The sequence below is a fragment of the Mesotoga infera genome, from assembly GCA_011045915.1.
GTDB classification, from domain to species: Bacteria; Thermotogota; Thermotogae; order Petrotogales; family Kosmotogaceae; genus Mesotoga; species Mesotoga infera_D.
Window position 1 is genome coordinate 1 of the sequence record DSBT01000360.1, and the last position, 6,893, is coordinate 6,893.

Genomic DNA, 6,893 nt, shown 5'->3' on the forward strand with positions numbered 1-6,893 from the left:
CTCAAGAGGATCATTTGGAACTTATGGCCTCTCTTGTAGAAGGAGTCGTCTTCTTCTGATTATTATGTGAAAATACTTTCAGGACTCAGTTTGGATTTCCGCAGATATTCTCAAGCATAAGAAGTGTAACCGAGCATAAGTGATTTGTCGATTCTCATATGATTAATTCGCTAGCGCCTGGACAAAGAAAAACAGCGGCTTTCGCCGCTGTCACTTCTGCAGGACTTCCTTGAATAGTCCGTAGCCATAAGATGTCTTGGCTCCCAGACCGAAGTCGCCGAGGAAACTAATCAGCTCCTTCGAGACCTCTTTTCTCAGACTATCTTCCATTTTCTCCCTTTCCAGTACAGAAAACCGGAAAACGCTTCCACTATCTATTACGAGATACTGAACTGGAACGGGATCATAGTAATCATTCGGAGCTTTCTCGTTCTTCTCGTCACTATAATAGGGTTGGAAGTGGTTGTTTATAATGTCAATGCCTAGACTGTAGGTCTTGGGAATTACGTCCATGAATATCAGGGCTCCCATGATATTGTCATCGTCTTTGCCATTTCCAAAAAGAAACCTGAAATGCTCCTTCAAGGGGCTCTTTTCATCAAGCTCTTGAGCCACATAGTGCGAGAAAGCTCCTTTGAATGCACTTGCCGGAATATACGGAACTCCGTAGTTTCTCATCAAAGTAAATCCGTTGTCAAATATCGAGGGGCAACCGGATCCGACCATAAGATACTTCTTCGTCTGAAGTTCTCGATCGAATACTTTCCGGAACGATGCAACAATCCTGTCTCTTCTCTCCAGAAGGCTTTTCACCGAGTCGCGATCATAATACGAGAATTTGTTCATGAGGATTTGAAGTAGTCCCGACAGTTGAGAGGTATCAGTCATGCTATGTTTGCTTATCGGAAAAAGCTTGTCGTAATTAAGTGACGAGTTCTTTATGGATCTATTCGCAATGGCTTTAGGATCAACCATTTTCCTCACCTTCTATGAGGATGTCTGCGTATCGTCTCAGCCACTTCACAGCTTCAAGAACAGTAGTCTGAGCCTTGATGTAGTCAAGATCATTAATCGGATTCATCTCTGTGACATCTGAAATTTTCATTCTTTCTGAAAGCAGGCTCCTTAAATGATCTAGTATTTCCTTACTGGAATCTTTTTCCCTGACTTTGTAATAGGCAATCGTTCCATAAAGACCATTCTGAAGAAGCATGCTACCGAGACCTTTGATCTCGCTCTTGTAGCTTTTTTGAACCTTTTCGCTTTTGTCTAGAATAGAAGTGACTCGCTGCTTAGCCCAGTCATTTAGAGAAGGCATCATACCACTTCCTTGACGAAGACAAAGCCCTTTCCCGTAGTCTCTTTTCCGCCAATTGTCATGGTTTTCCCGTCGAGTTCTGAGAGCTTCGACTCACTTCCCTTTGAATAGACGGTCTCTCTTGCGACAAAGTACAGAACTGAATCCAGAGGCAGATACTCCTCATACCAAAGTGCCCCACTCACAACAATTCCTGTCTTCTCATCGATTCTTATCCTGGGCTGAACTTCGGTCATTGATTTAACTATCTTGGCGAACATATCGTCACTCACCAATACAAGATCTCTCTTCAACTTAGCCGCCATATAACTATCTGGTGCACAACCAGAGAGAAGCGTGGCAATGGAAGCCACTTTGGGATTTTTGTCTAATTGAAGCTCAAGCTCTTCAAGCGTCAGAGACTTCTCGCTGAAATTCTGATCAGCTAATAGTACTGTGTCATTTGGAACGTCTGGTATCTCTAGCTTCTTGTCCGTAGATCTTGCGAATCTTCTTAGAACCATAGGGCAGGTTACCCAAACAAACATCTTTTCGGCAGATCTTACAGGAAAGAGAAGGATCTTGGCCTCTGAAAACGAGATCTTTCCTGCATCTGTGTTCTCTTCTGTGCCTTTTGAAGGTTTGCTTCCGAAGATGGCATCATCCACAATTCCGGAGGCCCTAAGTGCGCCTTTGATTCCTTGAATGACAGGAAACCCAGTTGTTCTCTCCCTTTGTATTGGAAGATCTACAATTCCAACATCTGCACCAGTTCCCGCATGAATTTGAGATTCAGCGTATAAATAGAAAGCTTTCAACTTCAATCCCTCCCTATATAATCCCAATCTACCGTGAAGTATTTGCCATAGCCAAGATCTTGCGATTCGCTGCTAATGCCTTGCTTTTCATCAAATGCTCCTTCAAGATAATAGACTGTTCCTGGTGCGACATAATGCCTTATTGGTTTAGGCTGATTCTTTGCAAGATCCCAGCCGCTTACAGCGATCTTTCTCTGTATATTTGCTGACTTTATGTCGCAGCCGGCAATTCTCATGTCGGAAGGAAGCGATCCGTTTGAAAAGACTGATGGGGTAACGAGACAGAGTGCGGGTTTTGGACTCTTAGAAGTATTGAAGATGTCAGTCTCTATGGTGTCTACTCTTATCTCTACCGCCCTAGTCTTTCCTCCTATGAATACATTTGATAACCCAAAAATTGTCTTTGCTGTGTATTCATCTGCAAAAACGAAGAAGCCTGCATCGGGTTTGAACCTGTAGTAAGAAAGAGTATATAGCATACTCTCTTCGGCATTCTTCCTTTCTTTTTCGAGTGCAATGCCAACTTTGCTTTCCACTTGATAAAGTTCCTTCGAAATCTCTTTGCTTTGAAGAATAGAGAATGGAAGCTTTCTTTGCAAGTTCGAGATTTCGTTCATCTCTATCAGGCTGCCGTCGAACGTTTCAATGCCTTCAGCTGACGACGGGATCCAGGGGAGCTTCAGGATTTTTCCATTGATCTCCGTTTCAACGCTGTAATGTGGCATCATCAGTTTGAATTCACTGCCCTCTTTAAGTCTATAGATCCCGTTTGGTGAAGGAAAGTAGTGCTTAATTTCGGAGCTTGTCTGATTGAACATGAATGGTCCCCAGATCCTTAACTTGCCTGGGTTCTCGCTATCTCCAACAATCGCTTTGAGTTCTGAAGAGAGACTCAAAGGATTTTCTCCCGCCTTCTTTATAAGGGCTGTTTTGATAGCTCCAAGGAAGGTCTCAATCTTTGGAAGTCCTGTCTTAGCATTACCTCCAGATTGAAAGACGGTGCTTTCCCTGAAACAAATCCAATCTTCCGGAGTAAAATAGACTGCATTTAGCTTCATCTGCCATCACCTCTCAGAAGAAAGTCTTGAACAAGGAGCAGATCAACTGCACTCTTACGTGCCTTGAAGAGATCTTCATTCTCCTCTTCAATTGCTTCAATTTCTCTCTCAAGGTCGATCATCTTGCGGAAGTAGTTTTTGAGCATACTTTCGAAAGACCCATCATCTTCTTTTCTAGATCCTGCTTTCTTTAGTACATACGGAATATACTTGTCCACGTATTCGTTATTGGACAAAATCAGATCGTCACCGTAGAGCTTTCTGAGGCTTCTAGAACCGAAACCAGATGAGTCAATTTTCTTGATCATTTCTCGCAGGCTCTTAACCGAATTGAAGTTTCCGTCTTTTGTTGACCATTTAGATCCATTTCGACTGATCTGACCCGAACGCCTCACAATCGATACGACAAAGCTGTCCCGCCCAAAACCATCTTTAGCAATGTGCTCAGATTCACGGGCTATTCTTAGGGCTTGACTCAAGGGGTATTTCTTGTTTACGACCGCTATGCCTGCACTCATTGTGGCTTTCAATCCCATCATAGGAGAGTGGGGTTTGCCGTTTATCCAGAGCATTTCATCTTTGAACTGAAGTTTGCCTGCGGGAGAATCAAGCTCAACATTTCCTGTTCCAGAGTACATCCTTCTTATTTCGTCTGCACATTCTAGAACAGATACCGCTGGCAGGAAGGCAAGAACATCGTCACCCCCGGAATATACAAGCTCTCCCCCATGCTTTTCAACAGCCAGCTGCACGAGCGAGGAGAAGACATTTAGGGTTCTGGATACCGTTCTGTGATAGGCTGGTTGCAGGGTCTTCCTCTTGAGTATGTAGTCTTTCATTTTTGCTGGAAGATCGCTAGAGAGTATCGCCTTTCGTAATGGTTCAGCTATTACTTCAGAGATCTCAGGTGCATATTCTCCGCCAATCCATCTGCCCATTCTATCTCCATCCATAAGGAGAATCGCGTAATAGCTGTTCTTATAGCTCTCTGGCTTGTTGCCAGTAAACTCTATGAACTTCTGTTTATTCTTGTCAGCGAATACATCAACAGACGGGAACTTCTCACTTTTCTCTGAAGCGTATAGACGTTTTATAGCATTGACTGCGTTCAAGTGGTCTGTCTTTTCTCCATCTTTTAGCTTGAAGATCGCCTTCATATCTCCGTTGAACTGATCGCCTTGAAGAGTTTTGCCGTTGACAGAAGAGTTGTCGGTAAAACGGCTGAAGGTTCTCAACGTCTTTCTTGCATCCGCAAGGCTTCTCAGTAGTCTGTATGAGTATGAGTAAAGGGTACCTGCATTTGGTTTGTGAGAACCGTGTTCGATAGACAAGGCATTCAAATTATCGATCTCATCTTGTATTCCCGAATCATTATAAAGATTGCTGATAATCTCCTTTGCGTTTTCGATTTCGATAAGCTCCTGGCTTGTTGTGAAAACCTCAGGGAAAGTATCCAGCTGCATCTGCAAATTTGTCGCGTCAAGAGTTTTGCCGGCCTTCAACGCGGCACTAGATATTTCATTCCAGCCATCCTTTATAGCTTTCTCAACGTTTTTCAGAGTTTCATTTACTTCACTTGTTGGGACTATTGCAACAAATCTGTTTGGTAAAGAAGCTACTCTAGTGGAAGGTTTAGGCACTTGAGAATCGACTGTGAACTTCACTCCCCAATCTGAGAGAGACTTTTCCACAAAAGCGATGTTTCTTAGCGAGGGGAAGATTACGCAATCGAAGCCGTAATTCTGGCCGATATACTCGATTCCTTTGTAAGTTATCATCGATAATAGATAGCTCCCGCTCCAAAGATCCATGGTCTTTCTCGCGGCGGCAATGAAACTCTGGACTGGACCGACAGAAACGCTGATCAAGCTCGCCTTGATTTTTCCGTCTTCAGTCGTTCCTGCAAGGGCAGATGTTGAATCGAGGTGATCAACGATCGAGTGATTGGGGATTCTCGTGTCTGCTGGAAGAAATGCGGATCCTTCCATCATGTCGGGCAACTGCCACCATAAGGCATGAAAGAGGTTCTCTTTCTCATTTTTTTCTGCAATCACTCTGAGATCATCCACGAACTGAGCTTTAGCAGTCTCTAGATTTGATAGGTATTTCAGAATATCAAGTTTGTTACCTGAGAGAGTGTGTGTGAAACCTCCAGTCTGCTCCAGCGGAACCCTGACTTGACTGCTTCTCTCCCACGGAATTGGAAGTCTGTCCATTGCACTTGCAATCCAGTCTTCTTCTTTGACCTTTGCCGGAGAGATTCCTAAGGTTTTGAGAATCTCTGCAGCGCGGCTTTCATGACCCTTGATGTCCAACGCCTTGAAAAGGGGATCGTGCAAAAGAGCAATTATCTTCTTTTCCCAGTTCATTGGATAACCCCCTCTATAAGATTCCATAGTTCTTCGAAATTTTCATTTCCAAGTATTGGATAGCTCCTGTTATTGACTCTTGCATAAATAACCGGTCTGTCGTGGCTGTCTCTTTCTGGAGATATCTTGCTTGCCATAAGCAAAATTCTTGCAAAGTAAGTGTTGTTTACTGCCTTATGTACTGAGACGAATATTGGAGATGCTTTTCTACCTGAACCACTATCGTTATTCGAAATAGTGGCTGCTCCCCTTCCGGTTGTTCCAGGGTATTCGCCGAATTTTTGATAGATAATTGGAAGACCCATTATGCTAGTTCTCATTACGAAATCCCTTGACGGAGCTATGTTAGAGAAATATGCGGCTCGCATGGGATTAAGATTGTCATCCTCTTGTCTGTATCCCCTAAGTTTGACGAGTTTCAGATTTGAATAGATCGTCTGAGGTTCCCCGTCCATATTCCTCAATCCTGTAAGAGACCTGATAATATTCCTCCTCCAGCTGGTTGAGTTTGCGAGGGCTGTCATCTCCTTTGATCTGGCTATTGTAGGAAATTCGTAGGGACTCAGATTACGTTCTTCATGAACTAGCCGGAAAACGTCTCCGTCCAGATCTATTTCTCTAATCATCTTCAATAAGAGCGATTCTGAAGTCGAGGGTTGCTTCCCAACAGACTCTTCTTCTGCACCTTTAGCCTTAGTGATCGAAAAACTTCCGAACCCATCTCTTGCCTTAGCTCCAAAGCCTGAGTAGTTGCTTATGAGAGTCATTAGAGAATCAGTAAGTGCTTTTTGAATTGGCAAGACTGAACTCGAATATCGGATCCTAATTGTGAAGCTTTGATCTGGCATCATGTAAGAAAAAGACGGATTGTTTCCTCTTAGCTCATAAGTTCCAAACAAAGCATTGCGAAAGAACTTGTCATTGGAGTTAACCAAAGTGTCGACCGATTCTTCGATGTCATCAGCATATGAAACAGTCAGCGAGAACGGAGACTTTTTCTCTTGTGATCCAAACATCAGCCCTTCCAGATAGTGAAGAGCCGAAAAAGCCTTTTTCGAACCATTTAACCAGTTAGGGTCAACAACACAAGGAACGAGCGCCCTGAACCAGAAACGCATTACCCCCTTGATACTTTGAGGTCGAAGCTCAAATCGCCAGGAGTTTTCAATTTTTGAGTACATACTCCTTGAAAGCATCGGTGTTATAGTCTTGCAGACGAAAGTTGATTTTTGCAACTTCTTCCCTCCCTTCTATTTCAATAATTCCTCTATCTCTTCAACCGCTTTTTCCAGTTCATATGGATTTCTTGCCGTTGTTCGTATTTCTATATATAGTGTTCCACCCCTCGTGC

General features: G+C 43.4%; 6 protein-coding genes. All 6 read right to left on the reverse strand.

What is annotated here, in order from left to right; translation table 11 throughout:
* Nucleotides 1–210: 210 nt before the first annotated feature.
* Genes cmr6 through cmr1 form a run of 6 tightly spaced genes read right to left on the reverse strand, consistent with a single transcriptional unit; the run spans nucleotide 211 to nucleotide 6,777 of the window.
* On the reverse strand, nucleotides 211–975 hold the full coding sequence (gene cmr6, locus ENN47_11805; GenBank protein ID HDP78835.1) for a type III-B CRISPR module RAMP protein Cmr6: 765 nt from the start codon (nucleotides 973–975) through the stop codon (nucleotides 211–213).
* Nucleotides 968–1,321 carry a type III-B CRISPR module-associated protein Cmr5 gene (cmr5, locus tag ENN47_11810; protein ID HDP78836.1) on the reverse strand — a complete coding sequence of 118 codons (354 nt, stop codon included), beginning with the start codon at nucleotides 1,319–1,321 and terminating at the stop codon, nucleotides 968–970. Before cmr5 ends, cmr6 begins: the two co-directional genes overlap by 8 nt.
* Nucleotides 1,318–2,121, reverse strand: coding sequence for a type III-B CRISPR module RAMP protein Cmr4 (gene cmr4, locus ENN47_11815; protein HDP78837.1), 804 nt, complete (start codon nucleotides 2,119–2,121; stop codon nucleotides 1,318–1,320). The genes cmr5 and cmr4 overlap by 4 nt, the downstream gene beginning before the upstream one ends.
* A complete protein-coding gene (gene cmr3 / locus ENN47_11820) occupies nucleotides 2,118–3,173 on the reverse strand; it encodes a type III-B CRISPR module-associated protein Cmr3 (GenBank protein ID HDP78838.1) in 1,056 nt (351 codons plus the stop codon). Before cmr3 ends, cmr4 begins: the two co-directional genes overlap by 4 nt.
* Nucleotides 3,170–5,569 carry a type III-B CRISPR-associated protein Cas10/Cmr2 gene (gene cas10 / locus ENN47_11825; GenBank protein HDP78839.1) on the reverse strand — a complete coding sequence of 800 codons (2,400 nt, stop codon included), beginning with the start codon at nucleotides 5,567–5,569 and terminating at the stop codon, nucleotides 3,170–3,172. Before cas10 ends, cmr3 begins: the two co-directional genes overlap by 4 nt.
* On the reverse strand, nucleotides 5,539–6,777 hold the full coding sequence (cmr1, locus tag ENN47_11830) for a type III-B CRISPR module RAMP protein Cmr1 (GenBank protein ID HDP78840.1): 1,239 nt from the start codon (nucleotides 6,775–6,777) through the stop codon (nucleotides 5,539–5,541). The genes cas10 and cmr1 overlap by 31 nt, the downstream gene beginning before the upstream one ends.
* Nucleotides 6,778–6,893 lie beyond the last annotated feature (116 nt).

Bases quoted from the DNA above. Each gene is read 5' to 3' on its own strand.
- cmr6 (HDP78835.1), bottom strand. From the start codon at position 975: ATGGTTGATCCTAAAGCCATTGCGAATAGATCCATAAAGAACTCGTCA.
- cmr5 (HDP78836.1), bottom strand. From the start codon at position 1,321: ATGATGCCTTCTCTAAATGACTGGGCTAAGCAGCGAGTCACTTCTATT.
- cmr3 (HDP78838.1), bottom strand. From the start codon at position 3,173: ATGAAGCTAAATGCAGTCTATTTTACTCCGGAAGATTGGATTTGTTTC.
- cas10 (HDP78839.1), bottom strand. From the start codon at position 5,569: ATGGAATCTTATAGAGGGGGTTATCCAATGAACTGGGAAAAGAAGATA.